The 22,841-nt window shown below is 71.4% G+C and carries 20 protein-coding genes; 8 read left to right on the top strand and 12 right to left on the bottom strand.

The window, feature by feature from the left end; genetic code table 11:
• Positions 1-39: 39 nt before the first annotated feature.
• The 4 genes from AB0316_RS10330 to dapE all read right to left on the bottom strand — a co-directional run bounded on the left by AB0316_RS10330 (position 40) and on the right by dapE (position 3,529).
• Complete coding sequence (locus AB0316_RS10330) at positions 40-1,257, bottom strand: hypothetical protein (RefSeq protein WP_366272906.1); 1,218 nt, start codon at positions 1,255-1,257, stop codon at positions 40-42.
• Positions 1,250-1,555, bottom strand: coding sequence for a cell division protein DivIVA (locus AB0316_RS10325; RefSeq protein WP_366272904.1), 306 nt, complete (start codon positions 1,553-1,555; stop codon positions 1,250-1,252). Before AB0316_RS10325 ends, AB0316_RS10330 begins: the two co-directional genes overlap by 8 nt.
• The gene (locus tag AB0316_RS10320) at positions 1,552-2,235 is read right to left on the bottom strand and encodes a TIGR00730 family Rossman fold protein (RefSeq protein ID WP_366273336.1); all 684 of its coding nucleotides are present in this window, start codon (positions 2,233-2,235) and stop codon (positions 1,552-1,554) included. The genes AB0316_RS10325 and AB0316_RS10320 overlap by 4 nt, the downstream gene beginning before the upstream one ends.
• Positions 2,236-2,377: 142 nt before the next feature.
• The gene (gene dapE / locus AB0316_RS10315) at positions 2,378-3,529 is read right to left on the bottom strand and encodes a succinyl-diaminopimelate desuccinylase (RefSeq protein ID WP_366272902.1); all 1,152 of its coding nucleotides are present in this window, start codon (positions 3,527-3,529) and stop codon (positions 2,378-2,380) included.
• 105 nt (positions 3,530-3,634) lie between these two features.
• On the opposite strand from dapE, the gene dapD reads away from it, so the two are divergent.
• Positions 3,635-4,567, top strand: a complete 933-nt coding sequence (gene dapD / locus AB0316_RS10310; protein WP_366272900.1) for a 2,3,4,5-tetrahydropyridine-2,6-dicarboxylate N-succinyltransferase — start codon at positions 3,635-3,637, stop codon at positions 4,565-4,567.
• Between the two features lie 50 nt (positions 4,568-4,617).
• On the top strand, positions 4,618-5,490 hold the full coding sequence (locus tag AB0316_RS10305) for a hypothetical protein (protein ID WP_366272898.1): 873 nt from the start codon (positions 4,618-4,620) through the stop codon (positions 5,488-5,490).
• Between the two features lie 158 nt (positions 5,491-5,648).
• Here the strand turns inward: AB0316_RS10305 and AB0316_RS10300 are convergent, their stop codons facing one another.
• The 3 genes from AB0316_RS10300 to fdxA form a co-directional block, all read right to left on the bottom strand.
• Positions 5,649-6,929, bottom strand: a complete 1,281-nt coding sequence (locus tag AB0316_RS10300) for a citrate synthase (RefSeq protein WP_366272896.1) — start codon at positions 6,927-6,929, stop codon at positions 5,649-5,651.
• A gap of 144 nt (positions 6,930-7,073) precedes the next feature.
• A complete protein-coding gene (dapC, locus tag AB0316_RS10295) occupies positions 7,074-8,207 on the bottom strand; it encodes a succinyldiaminopimelate transaminase (RefSeq protein WP_366272894.1) in 1,134 nt (377 codons plus the stop codon).
• A complete protein-coding gene (gene fdxA / locus AB0316_RS10290; protein WP_142177036.1) occupies positions 8,204-8,530 on the bottom strand; it encodes a ferredoxin in 327 nt (108 codons plus the stop codon). The genes dapC and fdxA overlap by 4 nt, the downstream gene beginning before the upstream one ends.
• 63 nt (positions 8,531-8,593) lie before the next feature.
• Between fdxA and AB0316_RS10285 the strand changes: the two genes are divergently transcribed.
• The gene (locus AB0316_RS10285; RefSeq protein ID WP_366272891.1) at positions 8,594-9,637 is read left to right on the top strand and encodes a GNAT family N-acetyltransferase; all 1,044 of its coding nucleotides are present in this window, start codon (positions 8,594-8,596) and stop codon (positions 9,635-9,637) included.
• A gap of 7 nt (positions 9,638-9,644) precedes the next feature.
• Here AB0316_RS10285 and AB0316_RS10280 read toward each other — a convergent pair whose 3' ends face one another.
• From AB0316_RS10280 to AB0316_RS10260, 5 genes are all read right to left on the bottom strand, one after another.
• Positions 9,645-11,372 carry a VanW family protein gene (locus tag AB0316_RS10280; RefSeq protein WP_366272890.1) on the bottom strand — a complete coding sequence of 576 codons (1,728 nt, stop codon included), beginning with the start codon at positions 11,370-11,372 and terminating at the stop codon, positions 9,645-9,647.
• 123 nt (positions 11,373-11,495) lie between these two features.
• Complete coding sequence (mshB, locus tag AB0316_RS10275; protein ID WP_366272888.1) at positions 11,496-12,416, bottom strand: N-acetyl-1-D-myo-inositol-2-amino-2-deoxy-alpha-D-glucopyranoside deacetylase; 921 nt, start codon at positions 12,414-12,416, stop codon at positions 11,496-11,498.
• 15 nt (positions 12,417-12,431) lie between these two features.
• Entirely contained in the window at positions 12,432-14,195 is a 1,764-nt protein-coding gene (locus AB0316_RS10270) for an ABC transporter substrate-binding protein (protein WP_366272886.1), read from the bottom strand.
• A 70-nt stretch (positions 14,196-14,265) separates the two neighbouring features.
• Positions 14,266-16,164: a translational GTPase TypA gene (typA, locus tag AB0316_RS10265; RefSeq protein ID WP_366272884.1), complete on the bottom strand. Its 1,899-nt coding sequence runs from the start codon at positions 16,162-16,164 to the stop codon at positions 14,266-14,268.
• Positions 16,165-16,274: 110 nt separating this feature from the next.
• On the bottom strand, positions 16,275-16,724 hold the full coding sequence (locus tag AB0316_RS10260) for a (deoxy)nucleoside triphosphate pyrophosphohydrolase (RefSeq protein WP_366272882.1): 450 nt from the start codon (positions 16,722-16,724) through the stop codon (positions 16,275-16,277).
• 84 nt (positions 16,725-16,808) lie between these two features.
• Between AB0316_RS10260 and AB0316_RS10255 the strand changes: the two genes are divergently transcribed.
• The 5 genes from AB0316_RS10255 to AB0316_RS10235 all read left to right on the top strand — a co-directional run bounded on the left by AB0316_RS10255 (position 16,809) and on the right by AB0316_RS10235 (position 22,755).
• Positions 16,809-17,114, top strand: a complete 306-nt coding sequence (locus AB0316_RS10255) for a 4a-hydroxytetrahydrobiopterin dehydratase (RefSeq protein ID WP_366272880.1) — start codon at positions 16,809-16,811, stop codon at positions 17,112-17,114.
• A gap of 130 nt (positions 17,115-17,244) precedes the next feature.
• Positions 17,245-18,657, top strand: coding sequence for a CNNM domain-containing protein (locus AB0316_RS10250; RefSeq protein ID WP_366272878.1), 1,413 nt, complete (start codon positions 17,245-17,247; stop codon positions 18,655-18,657).
• Positions 18,654-19,703, top strand: a complete 1,050-nt coding sequence (locus tag AB0316_RS10245; RefSeq protein ID WP_366272876.1) for a hemolysin family protein — start codon at positions 18,654-18,656, stop codon at positions 19,701-19,703. The genes AB0316_RS10250 and AB0316_RS10245 overlap by 4 nt, the downstream gene beginning before the upstream one ends.
• A gap of 235 nt (positions 19,704-19,938) precedes the next feature.
• On the top strand, positions 19,939-20,931 hold the full coding sequence (locus AB0316_RS10240) for an ABC transporter permease (protein ID WP_366272874.1): 993 nt from the start codon (positions 19,939-19,941) through the stop codon (positions 20,929-20,931).
• Positions 20,932-20,973: 42 nt separating this feature from the next.
• Entirely contained in the window at positions 20,974-22,755 is a 1,782-nt protein-coding gene (locus AB0316_RS10235; protein WP_366272872.1) for an ABC transporter substrate-binding protein, read from the top strand.
• The last annotated feature ends 86 nt before the right edge of the window (positions 22,756-22,841 follow it).

Here is a 22,841-nt window from a genome sequence, read left to right as displayed (position 1 = left end):
GCCGGCGTCCTCAGCCGACCGCGTGCGGCCCCGCCTGCGTCACGGCGGGTAGTCGCTCGGGGGGATGAAGCGCCAGAGGATGTCGGTCCAGTAGTACTGCCCCACGACGCAGAGCACCGCCAGCGGCACGAAACGCCACAGCAGCCGCTTCCAGCCGTTGCCGCGCCGGTCGGCCCAGCCGGCGCCCAGCAGCACCACGAGCAGCGGGAAGAGCGGCACCAGGTAGCGGTAGACGCTGGTGAACGTGTTGATGCCGGCGGTGAAGTACACCGGGTAGGCCAGCGACCACGTGCGCAGGTCGGCGCCGAGATTGCGCGCCCAAGGTCCGGCCACCATCGCGACGAGGACCAGCGGCAGCGCGTAGACCATCACCGGGCCCCACGTGTCACCGAACACGAAGGCCGACAGGCCCTCCCTCCAGGGCTGGAAGGGCTCGAGGCCGCCGGAGCCACGCCAGGTCGCCATCGTGTCGGTGTAGGCGGAGCGGACCCCGGTGCGCCACCACGCGATCGCGGGCCAGAGCAGCCCCGCCACCCCGCAGCCGATGAGCGCGGCAGCCATGGCCGCATACGTGCTCGTGGAGATCGGACGGTCGCGCCGTCGGCGCCACCGCAGCACGACCACGACCAGTGTCACGATGCCGAGCGGGACCGCGATGGGTCTCGAGAGCCCCAGCAGCAGCGCCACGGCTGTCGCGACCAGCCAGCGCTCCTTCGCCAGGGCGTAGAGGTAGGCGACGAGCAGCAGCATCGCGAGTGACTCGGTGTAGGCGAGCTGCAGCGTCACCGACGCCGGGAAGAGGGCCCACAGCGCGACGACGAGGTACGCCGCGGGGTCGCCGATGCGCTCGCGCAGCAGCAGCCCCATCAGCACCGCGGCACCCGCGCCGCACAGCACCGCGATGGTGGAGCCGACCGCCGGGAAGCTGATCCCGGTGAGCGCCATGCCCACCCGGGCGAGAAGCGGGAAGAGCGGGTAGAACGCCCACGCGTTCTGCTCGACGGAGCCGCCCTCGGAGCGGGGCAGCGGTGAGGGATAGCCCTGGTCCGCGATGATCTGGTACCACTGCCCGTCCCAGAGGGCCGTGAACGGGAAGTAGCTGACGGGCACGTCGTCGCCGCCGGTCATCCCGCTCGGCACCTGGTGCTGCATGACGACGAGCAGGACGGTGGTCGACACGACGCGCGTCAGGGCATAGATCGCCAGCACCCAGGCGACGAAGACGCGCCGAGGACGGAGAGTCAGCAGCTCACTCATCGGGCGAGTCGTCGTCGCGCGACGGCTCACCGCGCAGCACGGCGATCTCCTCGTCCTTCTCGCGCAGCTCGCGCCGCAGCCGGTCGACGACACCGTCGACCTGGCTCATCCGATAGCCGCGCAGGCCCACGTCGAAGACGAGGTCGTCGAAGTCGGAGTCGTGGATCGGCTCGTCGGGCAGCGGCTCGTGTGAGAGCGAGGAGGTCGGGCGCCCCAGGCCGCCTCCGGCGAGCCCCAGGATGAGCGCCACGACGAGGCACACGACGATGACGCCGACGAAGAGGATGAACCACTTCACCGGTGGCGCTCCTCGTAGGTGCGGATGACCTGGACCGCCTCGCTCGGGTCGTCGGTGAGGATCAGGCGGTCGAGGTCGGCAGGCCCGATCATGCCGCCCTCGAGCACGGTGTCGCGAAGCCAGTCGAGCAGGCCCTGCCAGTAGGCGACGCCCATGAGCACGACGGGGAACTCGGTCACCTTCTGGGTCTGCGCGAGCGTCACCGCCTCGAAGAGCTCGTCGAGCGTGCCGAAGCCCCCGGGCAGCACGATGAAGCCGCGCGAGTACTTGAGGAACATGACCTTGCGGGCGAAGAAGTAGCGGAAGTTGATGCCGAGGTCGACGTACTCGTTGAGCCCGGTCTCGAAGGGCAGCTCGATGCCGAGCCCCACCGACGTGCCGTCGGCCTCGTACGCGCCCTTGTTGGCCGCCTCCATGGCGCCGGGCCCTCCGCCGGTGATCACGGCGAAGCCCGCCTCGGCCAGCAGCCTCCCCACTTCGACCCCCATGGCGTATGCCGGGTCGTCGGGTCTCGTGCGCGCCGAGCCGAACACCGCCGCCGCGGGCCCGAGCTCCGAGAGGGTCCCGAAGCCCTCGACGAACTCGGACTGGATGCGCATGACGCGCCACGGGTCGGCGTGCAGCCAGTCGGTGCGCTGGCGCCGCTCGAGCAGTCGCTGGTCGGTCGTGGTGGACGGCACCTTGTGCCCACGCAGGGTCACCGGGCCGGTCTGCCGGCGGGTGCGCCTTGAGTTGCCGTGGGTCCCGTTGGTGCCAGGCGACCCGGGGGTGACGGGCACGGGCTGCGGTTCGGTCGTCACAGCGCCACCCTATGCGCAGAGGTCAGGCGAGCCACCGCAGCATGGCGGCCTCGGCCTGCGTGTACTGCTCGACGGGGCAGCGCTCGTCGTCCATGTGCGCGAGGTTCGGGTCGCCCGGGCCGTAGTTGACCGCCGGGATGCCCAGCGCCGAGAAGCGCGCGACGTCGGTCCAGCCCTCCTTGGGACGCACCGGCACCCCGAGCGCCTCGATGAACGCCTTGGCGGCGGGCAGCTGGAGCCCCGGGCGCGCGCCGTCTGCGGCGTCGGTGAGCTCCACGTCGAAGCCGTCGAAGACCTGGCGCACGTGGGCCAGAGCCTGCTCGGTGTCCTTGTCGGGGGCGTAGCGGTAGTTGACCGTGACGGTGCACGAGTCGGGCACGACGTTGCCGGCGATGCCACCGCTGATGCCCACGGCCTGCAGGGCCTCGTGGTAGTCGAGCCCGTCGACGGTGACCGTCTCGGCCTCGTAGGCGGTCAGGCGGGAGAGGACGGTGGCCGCGTCGTGGATGGCGTTGTGGCCCTTCCACGGCCGGGCCGAGTGGGCCGCGATGCCCTTCGTGACGACCTCGACGCGCAGCGTGCCCTTGCAGCCACCCTCGATGCCGCCGTCGGTGGGCTCGAGCAGGACCGCGAAGTCGCCCTCGAGCAGCTGCGGCTGTGTCTGAGCGAGGCGGGCCAGCCCATTGTGGGCCGCCTCGATCTCCTCGCACTCGTAGAAGAGGAAGGTGAGGTCGCGGTTCGGCTCCCGCAGCTGCGCGGCGACCCGGAGCATGACGGCCACGCCGCCCTTCATGTCGACCGTGCCACGGCCCCACAGCTCTCCGTTGACCTGCCGGGTCGGCAGGTTGGGCACCGACGTGAGCGGGACGGTGTCGATGTGACCGGCGAGGACGACCCGCTCGGACCGGCCGAGGGAGGTGCGGGCGACGACCGTGTTGCCGTCGCGCGTGACCTCGAGGTGCCCGAGCGGCCGCAGCGCCGCCTCGATGGCGTCGGCGAGCTGTGCCTCACCGTGGCTGACCGACTCGACGTCGCAGACGGCGGCCGTCAGCGTGGTGACGTCCGACGCGAGGTCCAGGACCACGTCGCCGTCGGCTCCGGGTGCGCCACCACTCCCGGTCGTCGCGTCGGCGCCGGCGGGGGTCGGCTGGTCGGTCTGCGGCGTGGTCGGCATACGGGGAAGGCTAGCCGCAGGTGGGAAGGGCCAGGCGTGTCGGGAGGCGCCCGGGGCGTGAGCCGCGTTTCGCAGGCGTCGCCGGTGACCCATATCCTTTCGGCCATGTCGGAGCGCAGCGCATGGGGACACGGACTGACGACGATCAGCGACGACGGGCAGGTGCTCGACACGTGGTTCCCGCAGCCGGCGCTGGGCACGGCGCCCGCTGACGCCGCTGAGCCCGCGGGGCTGGCGTCCCTCGCCGGCCCGGACACCGTGCGCCGGGTGCGGAGCGAGGTGCGGCTCGTCGAGATCGACCTCGATGCCGCCCCGGCCGACGCCCCCGACGCCTACCTGCGCCTGCACCTGCTCTCCTACTGCCTCGTCCAGCCCAACACCCTCAACCTCGACGGCATCTTCGGCGTCCTGCCCAACCTCGTGTGGACCAGCCTCGGCGCCTGCCCCGTCGAGGGCTTCGAGCAGACCCGGATGCGGCTGCGCACCTCCGGCCAGCACGTCTCCGTCTTCGGGGTCGACAAGTTCCCGCGGATGACCGACTACGTCGTGCCCCAGGGCGTCCGCATCGCCGACGCCGACCGGGTCCGGCTCGGCGCGCACCTCTCGCCCGGCACCACCGTCATGCACGAGGGCTTCTGCAACTTCAACGCCGGCACGCTCGGCACCTCCATGGTCGAGGGCCGCATCGTGCAGGGCGTCGTCGTGGGCGACGGGTCCGACATCGGCGCCGGCGCCTCGATCATGGGCACGCTCTCGGGGGGCGGCACGGAACGCGTACGCATCGGCGAGCGTTGTCTCGTCGGGGCCAACGGCGGCATCGGCATCGCACTCGGCGACGACTGCGTCGTCGAGGCCGGCCTCTACGTGACCGCAGGGACCAAGGTGACGCTGCCGGACGGCTCCGTGGTCAAGGCCAGGGAGCTCTCGGGTTCCAGCAACATCCTGTTCCTCCGCAACAGCGTGACGGGTGCCGTCGAGGCCCGCGACCGCAAGGGGACGGGCATCACCCTCAACGACGCGCTCCACGCGAACGACTGACCGACCAGGCCCCGACCGGCTCACCCCCAGCCGGAACCCCGAAGGACCTCATGCCCACCACCCGCCCCCGTCCGGCCGCCGCCCGCTCCCGGCAGCGGCCTGCCGTGCGTCGGCGCCGTCGCCTGGCCCTCCTCCTCGTGCTCGTGGTCGTGGTGGTCGGCGGCTGGTTCGGGGGGCGGCAGCTGGTGAGCAGCGTGATCAGCCCGAAGTGCACCATCACGGCCGCCGGCATGACCGAGACGTTCGACCCCGAGCAGACCGGCAACGCCGCTCTCATCGCCGCGCTGGCCGTCAAGCGGCAGATGCCCCCGCGGGCTGCGACCATCGCCCTCACGACGGCGTTCCAGGAGTCGAAGATCCGCAACCTGCGCTTCGGCGACCGGGACTCGCTCGGACTCTTCCAGCAGCGGCCGAGCCAGGGCTGGGGCACTGCGGAGCAGATCCTCGATCCCGTGCACGCGACCAACGCGTTCTACGACGCGCTCCAGAAGTACAAGGGCTACGAGACGGCCGACATCACCAAGATCGCCCAGCAGGTGCAGAAGAGCGGCTTCCCCGAGGCCTACCGCGACCACGAGAGCCAGGGCCGCGTGCTCGCCTCCACGCTCACGGGCCACTCCCCCGGCGGCCTCACCTGCCGGCTCGACGCCGTCAAGGGCGCCGCTGCCTCCCCGAAGCGCGTCGCCGGCGACCTGGCCGAGCAGATGGGCGTGACCAGCGTCCGCGCCGGCGCCGGCTCCCTCACCGTCACGGCCCCCTCGACGACGGCCGCCTGGGCCGTGGCCCAGTGGGCCGTCGCGCGGGCCGACGCCTACGGCGCCACCAAGGTCACCGTCGGCGACCGGGCGTGGGACCGCAGCTCCGGTGACCAGGGCTGGTCCTCCGGCAGCGACGGCACGACCGTCACGATCCGCCTGGGCTGACCGGCACCGGCCGACCAGCACCGCCGAGCACGCACCGGCCCACCGGCACCGACACCGGACGGCCCGACCGTGACCGCGAACGACGAACGGGAACGGCGAAGGCCCCGAACCGGTGAGCCGGTTCGGGGCCTTCGACGGGTGAAGCGTGTGACCGGGGATCAGGCCGGGTAGCTGCGCTCCGGCTCGCCGGTGTAGATCTGGCGCGGACGGCCGATCTTCGTCTCCGGGTCGTGCATCATCTCGCGCCACTGGGCGATCCAGCCCGGCAGGCGGCCGATGGCGAAGAGCACGGTGAACATCTTCGACTCGAAGCCCATGGCCTTGTAGATCAGGCCGGTGTAGAAGTCGACGTTCGGGTAGAGCTTGCGCTCGACGAAGTAGTCGTCGGCCAGGGCGATCTCCTCGAGGCCCTTGGCGATCTCGAGCAGCGGGTCGTTGTGGCCCAGCTTCTCGAGGATGTCGTCGGCGGCCTTCTTGATGATCGCCGCGCGCGGGTCGTAGTTCTTGTAGACGCGGTGTCCGAAGCCCATGAGGCGGACACCGTCCTCCTTGTTCTTGACCTTCTCCATGAACTTCTTCGGGTCGTCGCCCGACTCGTGGAGCTTGCCGAGCATCTCGAGGACGGCCTGGTTGGCGCCGCCGTGCAGCGGGCCGGAGAGGGCGTGGATGCCGGCAGAGACCGAGTTGAAGAGGTTCGCGTGGGCCGAGCCGACGAGGCGGACCGTCGAGGTGGAGCAGTTCTGCTCGTGGTCGGCGTGCAGGATGAACAGCAGGTCGAGCGCCTTGGCGACGGTCGGGTCGACCTCGTAGGGCTCGACGGGGTAGCCGAACGTCATCCGCAGGAAGTTCTCGACGAACGACAGCGAGTTGTCGGGGTACATGTACGGCTGGCCGACGCTCTTCTTGTGCGCCATGGCCGCGATGGTCGGCAGCTTGGCGAGGAGGCGGACGGTCGAGATCTCGACCTGCTCCTGGTCGAAGGGGTCGAGGCTGTCCTGGTAGAACGTGCCGAGCGCCGAGACGGCCGAGCTGAGCACCGGCATCGGGTGCGCGTCGCGCGGGAAGCCGTTGAAGAACGCGCGGAGGTCCTCGTGCAGCATCGTGTGCCGGCGGATGGAGTCCTCGAAGCGCGTCAGCTCCTCGGGGGTCGGCAGCTCGCCGTAGATGAGCAGGTAGGCGACCTCGACGAACGTCGACTTCTCGGCCAGCTCCGCGATCGGGTAGCCGCGGTAGCGCAGGATGCCCTGGTCGCCGTCGATGTAGGTGATCGCGCTCTTGCACGAGGCGGTGTTGACGAAGCCGACGTCGTAGGTGACGAGGCCGGTCTCCTTCAGCAGGGACCCCACCCCGAGCCCGTCATTGCCCTCGACCGCACCGACACCCGGGAAGGTGAGTTCCTTGTCTGCGACCTTGAGTGTCGCGTCCACTGCCTTCGTCACTGTTCCTCGCCTTCTGTCGTTCCGGCACAACAGTCGCCGGACATATCCGCGAGCGACGTTACCCCAGCGTCTGGCCGGGGTCGAAACAGCCCCTAGCACCCGAGCCGGGACGAGCAGGTGGATATCGGGGCGTGTCGAGAGCCCTCAGAGCCGTGAGCAGGCCGCGGCGATCCGCTCGTCCGTGGCCGTGAGCGCGATGCGGACGTGCCGCTGGCCCGCGGCGCCGTAGAACGACCCCGGAGCGACGAGGATGCCGCGGTCGGCGAGCTCGGAAACCGTTGTCCAGCAGTCTTCCTCGCGGGTGGCCCACAGGTAGAGCCCCGCCTCGGAGTGGTCGACGCGCAGCCCCGCGCGCGCGACCGCGGCGAGCAGCTGCTCACGCCTGCGGGCGTATGCCGTCCGCTGCGTCTCGACGTGGGTGTCGTCGCGCAGGGCGACCGCCATGGCGTGCTGCACCGGGGTGGGCATGATCATGCCGGCGTGCTTGCGCACCGCCAGGACGGCAGCGACGAGCGCCGGGTCGCCGGCGACGAAGGCGGCGCGGTAGCCGGCCAGGTTGGACTGCTTGGACAGCGAGTAGACGGCCAGCAGGCCCTCGTGGGAGTCGCCGCAGACATCGGGGTGCAGGATGCTCGGCGTCGAGGTGCCGACCTGCCCCTCGCGCCAGTCCAGCTCGGCGTAGCACTCGTCGCTGGCGACGACGACGCCGTGCTCGCGGGCCCACGTCACGACCTTGCGCAGGTGCTCGACCCCGAGCACCTGGCCGTTGGGGTTGCCGGGGCTGTTGAGCCACAGCAGCTTCGGGGTGGTGGCCGCCGTCAGGGGGCCGAGGCTGGTGAGCGACTGGGCCACGACCGCGGTGGCCCCGGCGATGCGGGCCCCGATGTCGTAGGTCGGGTAGGCGACGGCCGGCACGCCGACCACGTCACCGGCGCGCAGCCCGAGGATCGTCGGCAGCCAGGCGACGAGCTCCTTGCTCCCGATGGTCGGCAGCACGGCGTCCGGACCGAGCCCGGGCACACCGCGGCGCCGCTCGAACCACTCGCAGATGGCGGCACGCAGGTCGGCGGTGCCGACCGTCAGCGGGTAGCCCGGGGCGTCGGCCGCCTCGGCCAGCGCGCGGCGTACGAGCTCGGGCGTCGGGTCGACCGGGGTGCCGACGGACAGGTCGACGATGCCGTCCGGATGTGCGACCGCTCGCGCCTTGTACGGCGCGAGCGAGTCCCAGGGGAAGTCCGGCAGGTCGAGCCCGCGACGGGGCACGACGGGCGTGGTCACTCCGCGTGTTCCTGCGGGGGCAGCGCCTCGATGAGCGGGTGGTCCTTGTCGATGACGCCGAGCTTGGCCGCGCCGCCGGGGCTGCCGAGGTCGTTGAAGAACTCGACGTTGGCGTTGTAGTAGTCGGCCCACTGCTCGGGGACGTCGTCCTCGTAGTAGATCGCCTCCACCGGGCAGACCGGCTCACAGGCACCGCAGTCGACGCACTCGTCGGGGTGGATGTAGAGCGATCGCTTGCCCTCGTAGATGCAGTCGACCGGACACTCCTCGATGCAGGCCCGGTCCTTCAGGTCGACGCATGGCTGGGCGATGACGTAGGTCATGGGTTGCGGGCCTCCTGCTGTGGCCGTTCGAGGGCGGATGCTGCACCACCTAGTATGCCGGACATGACTGGCGATCCCCTGCGGGGCACCACGGGCCACCGGCTGACCGCCGGACTCACCGTCGGGGGCCGCGTCGTCGTGCGGTACCGGCTCCAGGAGGGGGACGAGTCCGGCGCGGCGGCCACCGACTTCCTCGGCGAGCTCGTGGCCCGCAACGACGACTTCCTGGTCGTCGACACCAAGACCGAGCGGGTCAAGCTGATCCGCGCCGACGTCATCGCGGCCAAGGACGTGCCTCCGCCGGCGAGCCGCCCCGGACGCGCGCACGAGCGTGTCTCGGCCGACGACCTCGAGAGGGTCATGGCCAAGGGCTGGCAGGCGGTCGACCAGGGAGGCCTCGGCGACTGGGTCCTTCGGGCCGCCGAGGGCTTCACCGGCCGGGCGAACTCCGCGCTCGTCGTGGGCGATCCGAGCCTGCCGGTCGACAAGGCGATCGACTTCGTCGAGCGGTGGTACGCCGACCGCGGGCTCCCGCCGCTCTTCCAGGTCCACGGACCGGCGGGCTCCGACCTGGCCGCGGCTCCCGCCGCGGCGGCCCTGCTCGAGCGCGGCTACACCGTCGGCGGCGGCCGCGAGCAGTGGGAGCGGGTGCTCGTCATGACCGGCCTGTCGGCCGCGGTGCCGCCGCTGACCGAGCAGTCGGTCCCGGTGACGGCGGACGCCGAGCTCAAGCTCGAGTGGCTGATGACCTACGGCGAGCAGCGCACCATCGTGCCGGGCGTCACCGAGGCCGTGCTGACCGGCAGCGAGGGCCAGCTGTTCCTCTCGGTGAGCGACCCGCAGAGCCGGCGGATCATCGCGCTGGCGCGCATGGCGATCCACCCAGGCTGGGCGGGCATCTTCGGGCTGTGGGTGCATCCCGACCACCGCCACGAGGGCCTCGGCTCCACGATCGTCTCGGCGGTGGCGATGGTCGCCCGCGAGAACAACATGCCGGCGATCTACCTGCAGGTCTCGGCGGACAACACCGCCGGCGTGGCGTTCTGGCGAAGCCTCGGCTTCACGGTGCACCACGAGTACGCCTACCTCGCGCGCCCGGCTTCCTGACGCGGGCTCACGGGGGCGTGGCCTTCGGGTTGGTGCACACGATGTGGTCCTCGGGCACGTAGTGCGTGGTCACCGGCTCGGACCTCACCAGCTCGGGTGACCCGGGGCGGCGCCACTCGCGCGTCACCGTGACGTCGAAGCCGGGGTTGGGCTGCTGCGGGTAGCACTTGAGGCTGTCGCTGCGAATCGTCTTGGGCGGCACGACATTTCGCCGCGGCCCCTTGACCGAGGTGATGTCCCACGTCTTGGTGCTCCACACCCGGCCGTGGACGAAGCCGCCCTCGACCCAGGTCTGCAGCAGCATCCCGTGCGGGGTGTCGTTCTTCCACTTGTTGTCGAGGGTCGGCCAGTAGACGGTGGCCTCGCGGCCCTCGGGGTAGCGCGGGATGAAGAAGGCGTGCGGGCTGAACTCGAGGAAGTGCGCCCCGGCGAAGTAGGCGAGGTTGTAGACGACGGTCGAGACCTGGCTGATGCCGCCACCCGTGCCGCGCGTCAGGCGCCCGTCGATGATGACGGTGCCGTCGGCATACCCCTTGTCCTCCGTGCGTTCCCCGAGGATGCCGTTGAGGCTGAAGGTCCCTCCGGGCGGGACGTAGGTGCCGTTGATGCGGCCGGTCGCGACGACGAGGTTCTTGGTGCGGGTGGGGTCGTCGGTCGGGAACGGCGAGCGGAAGTCCACGACGAGGCTCGTGACCCCGGCCAGCTGCGCGTCCTGGGTGGTGAAGGGCGGTTGCGCCACCGCCGGGCTCAGGTCGACCGTGCGGTCGGCGCCGGAGATGGCGGCGACGACCCGCTTGCCCAGGGCCGCCTCGTCGACGACGAGGCCGTCGACGGAGGGGACGAGCTTCGGCTTGCCGTTGTTCGGCTCGAACACCCAGCGGGCACTGCTCGCCGCCCGCGTCGACACCTTGACCTTGCCGGCGACCAGTCGCGCCAGGCCGCGCTCGTCGAAGTGCGGAGCCAGGCCGCCTGACGCGTCCGGCACGACCGAGACCATCGGGGCGTAGTCGGCCGGCGAGAGCAGCACCTTGGTCGGTCCGGACACGAGCGTGAGCGGGCGCGACATGGCGGTGCTGCCGAACTGCGAGGCGACCCGCTGCACCGTCTCCGCATCGACCCGCGGCGCGGTCTCACGCAGGGCGGCCGTGGCCGAGGTGGAGTCCGGGAACGCCCTGCGCAGGGCGAGCTTCGTCGCGGCGACGTCGAGGGTGTGTCCCGACTCGGGCAGGTCGACCGACACCGATCCGCCGGGGAAGGTCACGCGGCCCTCGACCGGAGCCACGGCGAGCGTGGGCGCGATCCGCTGGAGGTACGCCGTCAGGGCGTCGTCGTCGGCCCGGGTCAGCAGCGAGCCGCGGACCGTGCCGGTCAGCTTGCCCCAGATGAGCCGCGGGTCCAGCGTGAAGCCGACGAGACCGTCCAGCGAGCCGTCCACGTCCACGCCGAGGCCGGCATCCTTCGGCACCACCTGGACCGGCTGCGCGCGGCCGGGCACGGTCAGGGCGATCGGGGTGGCGAGCAGCGAGCGCGTTCCTCGCTCGACGGCCGCCCGAGCGGCGTCCTCGGTCATGCCGCCGACCTGGATGCCGCCGATCGACGCGGTGGCCGGCGCGTGCTGCGCCGACCAGGCGCACAGGCCCGCGTATCCACCGCCGAGCACCACGGTCGCCGTCAGCAGCCGCAGCACGGTCGAGCGCCGCTCGCGGCGAGGGTCGTCGTGCCAGTCGTCGGACATGCGCTCTCCGTGCGTGGTGTCAGGTGGCACGACGGTAGCGGCTCGGGCGGCCGAATCCTGCGAGGCGGAGCCCTCCGCGGGGTGGTGTCGGCCGGCGCCGCCTCCTGGTGCCGGGCCGGCGGCTCAGTCCAGCAGGTCCGCCCCGCGGCGTCCGGTCGGCTGCCACGTGCGGGGCTCGACCTGTCGGAAGCCCTCGCGCGCCGTGGTGCGTGCGGCGACCAGGTTGGACAGGGCGTGCACGTCCTCGGAGGCCACGATCACCTGCGTCGCGTGCGCCCGCAGCGCGTCGTTCTTGGCCGCGCGCGCGGCGTCATCAATGACGACGTGGCTGACGAGGTCGTCGTCGACGACCGAGGGCGGGAACGCGTCGTCCGTGGCGGGCACCCGCAGGCTCGGCGCCGCAGGCGAGTCGGTCCCGAGCTCCTGCTCCCCCCACCAGGACGTCGTGTCGAGCAGGGCGGTCTCGGCCGCCTGCAGCCACGCCCGGTCCTCGCGGGCCCAGCCGAGCGGCGTGAGGATCTCGTAGGTGCGCCGCGGCAGCTCCGGGTCCGCGAGCAGCTGCAGGGCCCGGCGGGTCGCTCGGTGCGCCTGGACGTGGTCGGGGTGCCGGTAGCCACCGTGCTCGTCGTAGGTGACGACGACATCGGGCTGCAGCTCGCGCACGACGTCGGCGACGAGTGTGCCGAGGAGGTCGAGGTCGGCGGCGGCGAAGGCCTCGGGCCGCGCGGCGGCGGCCGACCCGGCCATGCCGGAGTCGCGGAAGCGCGAGAGGCGCCCCTCCCCCGGGTCGGCGCCGAGCACGTGCCCCGTGACCCCCAGCCGGGACAGGGCCCGGCCCAGCTCACCGTGGCGGTAGGGCCCGAGCGGGTCGTCAGGGTCGCCCTCGAGGTGCGCGAGCCCCGGGGGGATGACCTCGCCCTCCTCACCGAGCGTGCACGTCAGCACGTGCACCTCGTCCCCTCGCGCCACGTGGTGCGCCATCGTGATGCCGCACGTCAGCGTCTCGTCGTCGGGGTGGGCGTGCACGAAGAGCAGGCGGGGCACGGAGGATCCTCTCGGTCAGCGTACGGCGACGGTGGCGAGGTCGACGATGCCGCCGACCTGGTGGTCCTCGTACGCGGTGACGCCGGCGCCGTGCAGGTAGAGCGCCTTGGTGGCCGCGAGGGCGATGTAGCCGCCCTGGTCGCGGATGGTGCGGTCCGCCTGGCGCCACACGCTCTCGCGGGCCTTGGGCTCCGGCGTCGTGTCGGCCCTGTCGAACAGCGCGTTGACGCCGTCGTCGCTGAAGTAGCCGACGTCCTGGCCCGGCCCCGACGAGTCGAGGTTGATGCGCGGGTCGAACAGCGCCGGCAGGACGCTGCCGGCCGAGGGCCAGTCCGGGGTCCACGCTCCGCGGAACAGGTCGTAGGAGGAGACCGACGTGGGCTTCTCGATGGTCTCGTAGTACTCCTCCGGGGCCACCCCGGTCAGCTCGACCTGGAAGCCCGCGCGCTCCCAGCCGGCGGCGAGGGACGCGTACGCCTTGTCGCCGAGCACCGAGCGGGCGTAGACGACGCGCAGGCGCACCGGCAGTCGCACCCCGGCCTGCTGGAGCACGCGGCGGGCAGCCTCGGGGTCGCCCTCGACGCTCGCGCCCGGCGGGACGTCGACCGAGTGCGGGTCGACGGCGGGCGACAGCAGCGACCACGTGGGAGTGCCTGCCCCCTCGCCGCCGGTCGCGGTGACGTAGGTGGCCCGGTTGGTCGACAGGGCCAGCGCCTTGCGCACCGCCGGGTCGGCCATGACCTTGCTGCGCATGTTGACCGCGAGGTAGTCGACGTTGCCGGTGTAGGGGAACGTGAGCCGCGCTTGCAGCGCGGTGCCCGCCTGGTTGCGCAGCGTCGGGCTCGCCTGCACCCAGGAGACGGCGTAGGCGTCCTCGTCCTGCTGGTTGAGCAGGCGCTGGATCACCGTCGACTCGCCCAGGCCCGAGCTGACCTTGATCGTGTCGGGGTAGGCCTGACGGATCGGGTCGGTGCGCCGGTCCCAGTGCTCGTTGCGCACGAACGTGCCGCCCTGCCCGACCTTCCACGCGCCCTGGAGGCGGTAGGGCCCGCTCGACAGGACGGCATACGACGCCTTGTCGTCGTTCTTGGGGTCCGCGGAGGCCTTGTGGGGCGCGAACTCCGGCAGGGCCACGATGTGCGGGAAGTCCGGCTCGGGGTCGCGCAGCCGGAAGGTGACGGTGCGCCCCGAGCACGACACGGCGCGGTCGAAGTCGGCCTGGTGCGCCGTGTCACCCGGTCCGGCGTAGACCGGCTTCTCGACGCCCTCGGGCGTGACGGCCGTCGGCATGGCGAGCAGGTAGCTCGCGTAGTTGGTGCCGTTCACGTGCGTGCGCCGGTCGAACGTGCGCGCGACACCGTGTCGCACGTCCTCGCAGGTGATCGCCGAGCCGTCCTGCCAGGTGACGCCGGGCCGCAGGGTGAAGGACCAGGTGCGGCCCCCGTCGGCCGGGCGGCCCGTGTCGGTCGCGAGGTCGGCCTGGATGTCGCGCTGGTGCGCGCCCGTGCCGTATGCCGTCAGGCCGCGTGCGAAGGTGCGCTGGGCGAAGAACGCCTCCGGGCCCACGTACATCTGCTGCGGGTCCCAGGTCGCGATGGTGCCCGAGACGAGCACCTGCAGCGTGCCCCCGCGCTGCGGCTGCGCCGCAGCGGAGGACGAGGCCGTGCCGGCCGCCTGCGGGGTCGAGGAGGGGGCCGGCGCCGACGAGCACGCCGCGGCGGCGACTGCCAGCAGGGCAGCCCCGGCCGCGACGGTCACCGAGCGCCGGAACCCGCGCACGACCCCGTGTCCCGCACCGCTTCCACCGCTTCCACCGCGTCCCCACCGGCCCACGACAGGCACGGGTCGGTCAGCCTTCGGCCTTCGCCGCCGACCGCGCGCGAGAGGCTGTGCGGGCGCGCTCGCCGGCGTCGAGGACGACCTTGCGGATGCGGACCGACTCGGGCGTCACCTCGACGCACTCGTCCTCGCGGCAGAACTCGAGGCTCTGCTCGAGGCTGAGCTTGCGTGGCGGCACGATCTTCTCGAAGTTGTCCGAGGAGGAGGCGCGCACGTTGGTGAGCTTCTTCTCCTTGGTGATGTTGACGTCCATGTCGTCGGCGCGGGAGTTCTCGCCGACGATCATGCCCTCGTAGACCTCGGTGGTCGGCTCGACGAAGAGGACACCGCGCTCCTGGAGGTTGACCATCGCGTACGAGGTGACGACGCCCTTGCGGTCGGAGACCAGCGAGCCGCTCGTGCGCGTGGTGATGGTGCCGAACCACGGCTCGTAGTCCTCGAAGACGTGGTGGGCGATGCCCGTGCCACGGGTCTCGGTGAGGAACTCGGTGCGGAAGCCGATGAGGCCACGGCTCGGCACGAGGAACTCCATCCGGATCCAGCCGGTGCCGTGGTTGGTCATCTGCTCCATGCGGCCCTTGCGGGCGGCCATGATCTGCGTGATCGCGCCGAGGAACTCCTCGGGGGTGTCGATGGTGAGGCGCTCGACCGGCTCGTGCACCTTGCCGTCGATCTCGCGCGTGACCACCTGCGGCTTGCCGACGGTCAGCTCGTAGCCCTCGCGCCGCATCTGCTCGACGAGGATCGCGAGCGCGAGCTCGCCACGGCCCTGGACCTCCCAGGCGTCCGGGCGCTCGGTCGGCAGGATGCGCAGCGACACGTTGCCGATGAGCTCCTTGTCGAGGCGGTCCTTGACCATGCGGGCGGTGACCTTGGAGCCGCGGACCTTGCCGACCATGGGGCTGGTGTTGGTGCCGATGGTCATCGAGATCGCGGGCTCGTCGACCGTGATGAGCGGCAACGGGATCGGGTTCTCGGGGTCGGCGAGGGTCTCGCCGATGGTGATGTCCGGGATGCCGGCGACGGCGATGATGTCGCCCGGGCGGGCCTCCTCGGCGGGCTTGCGCTCGAGGGCCTCGGTCATGAGCAGCTCGGTGATCTTCACGCGCTGCTGGGAGCCGTCGTGGCGGCACCACATGACCTGCTGGCCCTTCTTGATCGTGCCGTTGAAGACGCGGAGCAGGGCGAGGCGGCCGAGGAAGTTGGACGCGTCGAGGTTGGTGACGTGCGCCTGCAGGGGCGCCTCGTCGTCGTAGGTCGGCGCGGGGATCGTCTCGAGGATCGTCTCGAAGAGCGCCTCGAGGTCCTCGCCTGCCGGCAGCTCGCCGTTGCCGGGGCGCTCGAGCGAGGCACGGCCGGCCTTGGCCGACGCGTAGACGATCGGGAAGTCGATCTGCTCCTCGGTGGCCTCGAGGTCCATGAACAGCTCGTACGCCTCGTCGACGACCTCGGGGATGCGCGAGTCGGGGCGGTCGACCTTGTTGATGCAGAGGATGACGGGCATCTTCGCGGCGAGCGCCTTGCGCAGCACGAAGCGCGTCTGCGGCAGCGGGCCCTCGGAGGCATCGACGAGCAGCACGACGCCGTCGACCATGGACAGGCCGCGCTCGACCTCGCCGCCGAAGTCGGCGTGGCCGGGGGTGTCGATGATGTTGATGGTGACGCCGTCGGTCAGGCCGCGGTCGAGGGCCGCCTTGCCCGTGTAGTGCACCGCGGTGTTCTTGGCGAGGATGGTGATGCCCTTCTCGCGCTCGAGGTCACCGGAGTCCATCGCCCGCTCGTCGACGTGCTGGTGCTCACCGAACGCGCCGGACTGCCAGAGCATCTTGTCGACGAGGGTGGTCTTGCCGTGGTCGACGTGAGCGACGATGGCGACGTTGCGGATGTCCGCGCGGGTCTTCATGGGCATGAGGTTCAGTCTCTCAGGGTTTTATGGGTGCTTCGGACCACGTCGTCGTGGGCGGTGATGCAGGTGGGTGGTGCGGCAGGCCGGTCGTGCGGCAATTGGGTCGTGCTCGGTCAGTCGGGCCGGTGCCGCCGGAGCAGGGTCTCCAGGGTCTCGACGATCGGCAGGTCGGCGGGCAGCCAGGCGACGGCGCGCAGGTCATCGAGCGGCAGCCAGCGCAGCTCGTCGTGGTCCTCGATGGGCGCCGGGTCGCCGTCGACCACCTCGGCGAGCCACACCAGCATCTCGTACCGGTCGCCGAGGGGCCAGGTGGAGCCTGGGCGCGGCCCGGGCACGTGCGCGCCGAGCCGGATGCGCACGCCCAGCTCCTCGAGCACCTCTCGGTGCAGGGCCGACAGCGGCGACTCGCCGTCGTCCACCTTCCCGCCCGGCAGCTCCCAGCCGCCGGCCAGGGCCGACGGCTCGGTGCGCCGCGCCGAGAGCAGCCGGGTCGGCCGCTCGAGGTCGTCGACGATGGCCGCCCCGACGACGAGGCGGACCGGGGTGCGGGAGTCGGCGGTCATGGCGTCGTCGATGGTGCCACAGGTGGGGGCCAGGCACGGCACCGAGCGGGCGGACGGCATACGTCGGCGGTTTTACTGGAGGGCATGGCACGACGACTCACCGACGAGGAGATCGAGCGCCAGCTCGGCGACCTGCCCGACTGGCGCCGCGACGGCGACACCATCCGCGCCTCGTTCGAGGCCCCGGACTTCCTGGCGGGCATCGCCCTCGTGCAGGACGTGGCGGCAGCGGCGGAGACCATGGACCACCACCCCGACATCGACATCCGCTGGCGCACCGTCACCTTCGCGCTCTCGACGCACTCCGAGGGCGGGCTCACCCAGCTCGACGTCGAGCTGGCCCACCAGATCAGCCAGGAGGCGGCTCGCCGAGGGTCGCGCGCGACGTGACTTAGGATCGCCTCATGCGATCGCACTCACGGTCCGGCTCGCGTCGCGAGTCACAGGAGGGCCATAGTCCCTGGCCGGACCACGTCCGGCCGCCCCTGACCCGCCACCCGCTCACCGGGGTGGTGAACGCGTGAGCACCGCCCTCGGCATCGCCCTGGGCATCGCCCTGATCCTCGCCCTGACGGCCGCCACCGGCTACTTCGTGGCACAGGAGTTCGCCTACGTCGCCGTCGACCGCAACGCCCTGGCGCAGTTGGCCGCCGAGGGCGACGAGCCCGCCCGACGCGCGCTCACCGTCACCTCGCAGCTGTCCTTCACCCTCTCGGCCGCCCAGTTCGGGATCACCGTCACCGCGCTGCTCGTCGGCTACGTCTCCGAGCCGCTCGTCGGCGCCGGTCTCGCCGACCTGCTCGACCCCTCCGTGCCGTATGCCGCCCGGCTGAGCGTGTCGGTCACCGCCGTGCTCGTCTTCTCGACCGTCGTGCAGATGGTGCTCGGCGAGCTGGCCCCCAAGAACTACGCGATCGCCCGCACGGTCCCGCTGGCCCGGGCCCTCAGCCGCTCGACCCTGGTCTACCTCACCATCGCCGGACCCCTCGTGCGGCTCTTCGACCGCGCCTCGACCGCGCTGCTGCGCAAGGTCGGCATCGAACCGGTCGAGGAGCTCGAGCAGGGGGCCACCGCCGAGGACCTCACCCGCATCATCGACGAGTCGCACGCCGGCGGCCTGCTCGACGACGACCTGTCCGAGGTGCTCGAGGGAGGCCTGCGCTTCCGCGAGCTCGACGCCGGCGACGTCATGACGCCTCGCGTCCGCGTCACGACCGTCCGCTCCGACGCGCCCGTGACGCAGCTCGTCGACCTGCTCGACACCGGCTGGTCCCGATTCCCCGTCACCGGCCGTGACGGGGACGACATCGTCGGCGTCGCAGGCCTCCCCGAGCTGCTGTCCGTGTCGCCCGAGCTGAGGTCGGTGACCTCTGTGGGAGCCGTGGCCGCCGAGGCGACCGTCGTTCCCACGAGCGCACCACTCCCCCGGGTCCTCGAGCAGCTGCGCGCCGACCACCGGCAGCTGGCCGTCGTCGTCGACGAGCACGGCGGCTTCGCCGGCGTCGTGACGTTCGAGGACCTGGCCGAGGAGGTCGTCGGCGAGATCCTCGACGAGGACGACGTGGCGTCCCCGGGCGTCGTCGAGAGCGGTCCCGACTGCTGGCTCGTGCCCGGGCACCTGCGTCTGGACGAGCTCGACACCGCCACCGAGCTGCGCCTGACGAGCAACGACAGCCACTCGACCGTGAGCGGCCTGGTCCTCGAGCGTCTCGGCCGCACCGCAGTCGTCGGCGACGAGGTCGTCGTCGAGGCCGTGCGTGAGGTCGTGTCCGAGGTCCGGGCCGTCGAGCGCGTCACCGGCGACGACGAGCCCGAGGGCCGGCACGAGCCCGTGTCGGTGCGCCTCACCGTCGACACCGTCGAGCGTCACGTCCCCTCGCTCGTGCGCGTGACGCTCACCGCCCTGACTGCAGCGCCGGAGGCCCGCCGATGACCACCGCCCTGCTCGTGTCCGTCGTCCTGCTCGTGCTCAACGCCTTCTTCGTCGCGGCCGAGTTCGCCCTCGTCGCCAGCAAGCGGCACCGCCTCGAGGACCTCGCCGACCGCGGCAGCACCGCCGCCCGCGCGGCCGTGCGCGGCAGTCGCGAGCTCTCGCTCATGCTCGCCGGCGCCCAGCTCGGCATCACCCTGTGCACCCTCGGCCTCGGGTCGCTGGCGAAGCCGGCCGTCGCGGAGCTGCTCACCCCGGTGTTCACCGTGGCCCGGGTGCCCGACGCGGCCGCATACGTCATCTCCGTCGTGCTCGCCGTGGGCATCGTCGTCTTCCTCCACATGGTCGTCGGGGAGATGGCGCCGAAGTCGTGGGCCATCGCCCACCCGGAGCGCTCGGCGGTGCTGCTGGCGCTGCCCTTCCGCGCCTTCACCTGGCTGATGCGGCCGGCGCTGCGGCTGCTCAACGCGCTCGCCAACGGCTGCCTGAAGCTCCTCGGCGTGACGCCGCAGGACGAGCTCGGACAGGTGCACGGGCCCAAGGAGCTGCAGCTGCTCATCGCCAGCTCCAAGGACCACGGCACGCTCGCCGAGCCCGAGCACCGCGTCCTGGCCGGCGCCATCGACCTCGACACGACACCCGTCTCCGAGCTGCTCGTCCCCATGGAACGGGCCGTCGGGGTCGAGGCCGCGGTGAGCTGCGCCGACGCCGAGGCGGTCTCCCGCGAGACCGGTCGCTCCCGGCTGGTCGTCCGCGACGGCGGGCGGCCCGTGGGAGTGGTGCACGTCCGCGACGTGGTGCGGGCCCGGCCCGGCACCCCCGTCTCCGCGGTCGCGACGCCGGCCCTGCACGTCGACGCGACGCTGTCTCTGCTCGACGCCCTGTCACTGATGCGGCGCGAGCACGCGCAGCTCGTGCTCGTCGACGGGCCGACGGGGCCGACGGGGCCGACGGGGCCGACGGGGCCGACGGGGCCGCTCGGCCTCGTCACCATGGAGGACCTGCTCGAGCAGGTCCTCGGCCGGTTCGACGACGAGACGGACGCCTGACGGGCAGTCAGGCGACGGGCCGGGAGGCGACGGGCGAACCTCCTGTTCCGGACACCCCGACACCGGAATATCTCCGGCGAGTCACGATTCGGCCAACTTGGTTGCCCGCCGTGTCGGGCCACTGAATGATGGGGCCCGCGGCCGTGGGGGCGGTAGTTTGCGGCTGCCGCAGAAGCAATGACGGACGGCCGACCCGTGCCCCCGGCATCGACCACGACCCGGAGGTGGCGCATTCATGAGCACTCCCCTTGAGCTCGAGCCCGGCGCGGCCACCGCGCAACCGGAGTCGGTGGTCCGGGGCGAGAAGCGCATCGAGGGACGCTCGCTCGGCCAGATCGCCTGGTCACGCCTCAAGCGCGACAAGGTCGCCCTCGGCGGTGGCATCTTCGTGCTGTTCCTCATCGTCGTCGCCGTCGCCGCACCCCTCATCGTCGGCGTGCTCGGCCACCCGCCGAACGACTTCCACCAGGAGCTGATCGACCCCAACACGCAGATCCCGATCGGCCCCTATGGCGGCATGTCGTGGGACTTCCTCTACGGGCTCGAGCCGGTCAACGGCCGCGACATCTTCAGCCGCGTCATCTACGGCTCGCAGATCTCGCTGCTCATCGCCTTCCTCGCCACGCTGCTCTCCGTCGTCATCGGCACGGTCCTCGGCGTCGTCGCGGCCTACTTCGGTGGCGTCGTCGACACCATCGTCAGTCGCACGATGGACGTCTTCCTCGCCTTCCCGCTGCTCGTCTTCGCGCTCGCCCTGGCCGGCGTCGTGCCCGACGAGGCCTTCGGGCTCAAGGGCGACTCCCTGCGCATCGCCGTGATCATCTTCATCATCGGCTTCTTCAACTGGCCCTACATCGGCCGCATCATCCGCGGCCAGACCCTGTCGCTGCGCGAGCGCGAGTTCGTCGACGCGGCCCGCAGCCTCGGGGCGCGCACCCCGTACGTCCTGTTCAAGGAGCTGCTGCCCAACCTCGTCGCGCCGATCCTCGTGTACGCGACGCTGCTGATTCCCAGCAACATCCTCTTCGAGGCGGGTCTCTCGTTCCTCGGTGTCGGCGTCCAGGCCCCTCGGGCCACCTGGGGAGGCATGCTCTCCGACGCGGCCCAGTGGTACCAGATCGACCCGTGGTTCATGGTGTGGCCCGGCCTCGCGATCTTCGTGACGGTCCTGGCCTTCAACCTCTTCGGGGACGGTCTTCGTGACGCCCTCGACCCGCGGTCGCGGTAACCACCGCACCCGCATCCCGTGAGAGAAGGAGCGCATCCAGTCATGAAGAACACACGCGTGATGGCGGTCGCGACCGCGGCCGTCCTCGCCCTGGGTCTGTCTGCCTGCGCCGGCAGCCAGACCCCGGGCACCTCCCCGAGCGGCGGCGGCGGTGGGGGTGGCGCTGGTGCGGCGCCGGCCGCCGATGCAGCCCTGAACTCGATCGTCCGACCCTCCGACAAGAAGGGCGGCACGCTCCGCTTCGGCATCACCAGCGACTGGGACTCGGTCGACACCGGTGACACCTACTACGGCCTCTCGTGGGACTTCCTGCGCAACTACGCCCGCACCCTCGTGGCCTTCAAGGCGGCCCCGGGCAACCAGGGCAACGAGCTCGTCGGCGACCTCGCCACCGGCCTCGGCAAGCCGAGCGCCGACAACAAGACGTGGACGTACACCCTTCGCGACGGCATCAAGTTCGAGGACGGCACGCCGATCACGAGCAAGGACATCAAGTACGCCGTCGCGCGCCAGCTCGACAAGAACACGTTCCCCAACGGGCCGACGTACTTCAACGACTTCCTGGCCAACGTGCCGGCGAACTACTCGGTCTACAAGGACAAGAACCTCGCCGACCTCAAGGCGATCGACACGCCCGACGACAAGACGATCGTCTTCCACCTGAACAAGCCGTTCGCCGGCTTCGACTACTTCGCGCAGCTGCCCGCCACCTCCCCGGTGCCGGCGGCCAAGGACACGGGCACGAAGTACAAGGAGCACGTCATCGCCTCCGGCCCGTACAAGTTCTCCGTCTATCAGCCGGGCAAGCGCATCGAGCTGGTGCGCAACGACCAGTACGACCCGAAGAGCGACCCGGACAGCGGCCGCAAGGCGCTGCCCGACAAGATCACCGTCGAGATCGGCGTCAACGCGACCGACCTCGACAACCGCCTCATGGCCGGTGACCTCGACATCGACCTCGCCGGCACGGGCGTCCAGGCCCAGGCGCAGGGCAAGATCCTCGCCGACCCGACCCTCAAGGCCAAGACCGACGACGTCGTCAGCGCGCGCACGAGCTACACGCAGATCAACAGCGACGTGCCGCCGTTCAACAACATCGACTGCCGCAAGGCCGTCATCTTCGCCTACGACAAGACGGGCTACCAGCGCGCCTACGGCGGCAACATCGGTGCCGACATCGCCACCGGCCTGCTGCCCCCGGTCGTCCCGGGCTTCCAGGAGCAGGACCTCTACAACGCCAAGTCCAAGCCGCAGGGCGACGTGGAGTCCGCCAAGGCCGAGCTCGCCAAGTGCGGTCAGCCCAACGGCTTCGAGACCAACATCTCCTACCGGCCCGAGCGCCCGAAGGAGAAGGCGGCCGCCGAGTCGATGCAGCAGGCTCTCGCCAAGGTCGGCATCAAGGCCAGCCTGAAGGGCTACCCGCAGGGTGACTACTTCAAGCTGTACGCCGGCAAGCCGGACTTCGCCAAGGCCAACGGCCTGGGCCTGATGGTGATGAGCTGGGGCGCCGACTGGCCCGACGGCTTCGGCTTCCTCCAGCAGATCGTCGACAGCCGCGTCATCCGTCCGGCCGGCAACACCAACCTCGGCATCAAGCTTCCCGAGGTGGACAAGCTGATGGACCAGGCGCTGCAGGAGAACGACAAGACCAAGCGTGAGGCCATCTGGGGCCAGATCGACAAGGTCGTCATGGAGAACGCCGAGGTGATCCCGGGCATCTGGAACAAGGCCCTGCTGTTCCGCCCCGACACCGTCTCGAACATCTTCGTCAACAACGGCTACTCGTACTACGACTACGCCGCGGCGGGCGTCACCAACCCGTGACCCCCGGGTCCCGGTGCCAGGCGGGGGGGCCCCCCGCCCCCGGCCCCCCCCCCCCCCCCCCCCCCGAAAGAAGCGGGAGACCCACC

Source organism: Terrabacter sp. NPDC080008 (assembly GCF_040702505.1).
In the GTDB taxonomy this organism is placed as follows: Bacteria; Actinomycetota; Actinomycetes; order Actinomycetales; family Dermatophilaceae; genus Terrabacter.
This window is presented reverse-complemented; position numbering and strand designations above follow the sequence as displayed.